This window comes from Psychrobacter vallis, from assembly GCF_904846715.1.
Lineage (GTDB): Bacteria > Pseudomonadota > Gammaproteobacteria > Pseudomonadales > Moraxellaceae > Psychrobacter > Psychrobacter vallis.
This window is the reverse complement of the sequence record NZ_CAJHBU010000052.1, coordinates 1-1128: the sequence shown is the minus strand read 5'-3', so window position 1 is coordinate 1128 and position 1128 is coordinate 1. Positions and strand designations below refer to the sequence as shown.

1 protein-coding gene is annotated in these 1128 nt (G+C 41.0%); it reads left to right on the top strand.

Features of this window, described 5'->3' with window-relative positions:
- Positions 1 to 112: 112 nt before the first annotated feature.
- Positions 113 to 1128 (top strand): IS701 family transposase (locus JMY02_RS13555; RefSeq protein WP_201599183.1); only part of this gene is annotated, 1016 nt, incomplete at its 3' end.

Here is a 1128-nt window from a genome sequence, read left to right as displayed (position 1 = left end):
CTCTCACAGTTTCTTCCAATTCCTCAATTGAGACAAATTCATGTCTATTAGGACTTACGCAAAACCAGAGATATATTGCCAACCTAAAGCATAGCGTAGTACCATAATAGTCATGAAGAAGCCTAAAGTAACCCGACTAGATTATTGCCAGTATCTCATGGTGAGCCAGATAAACTACACCATCACCAACTATGCTGATCATCATCCTGAGAACATCAGTCATGACCGTATCAACCGTTATATTAAAGGTGACAAGCTCAAACCTCGTCTAGTATGGGAACAAGTTAAACAAGACATTGTCGCCGATGCTGAGGGTTACTTGCTCTTTGATGATACCGTATTAGACAAAGATCACAGTCATAAGATAGAACTGGTCAACCGCCAATATAGTGGCAATGCTAAACGATTAATTAAAGGCATTGGTCTTGTAAACTGCATCTACGTTAACCCGCATACCCAGCAGTATTGGGTTATTGACTACCGTATTTACGACAAAGCCATCGATGGTAAAACCAAGCTTGATCATTTAAAAGATATGTTACGACACACGATCGAGTACAAGCAATTGGTATTTAAAACGGTGCTCATGGACAGCTGGTATGCTACTAAAGATATCATGCTGACCATTGATGGTTTAGGTAAAATCTTTTACTGTCCGCTTAAGAGCAACCGTTTGGTTGATGATTCTAAGGGGCAACGCGCTTATACCTCAGTCAGTGCTTTACAATGGACTGAGGCCGAACAAGATAATGGCAAATTAATTAAGATCAATAAATTTCCTAAACACTATAAAGTGCAACTGTTTCGGGTTGTGGTGAGTACTCACCGCACGGATTGGGTCGTAACCAACGACACCACTCAAACAAATCGTGATGACGTACAACAGGTGTGCGCCATACGCTGGAAAATTGAGCAGTTTCATCGTGAGATTAAGCAATTAACAGGTATAGAGTCTAATCAGTGTCGAAAAGCACGTATTCAGCGCAATCATATTTGCTGTTCTATATTAGTTTGGATAAGTTTGACCCGTATTGCTAGGCAGACAAAGAAAACGGTATATCAGTTAAAACATGGCTTGCTGGATGACTATCTCTGCGAGCAGTTGCGCTCGCCTAGACTGATTGTTGC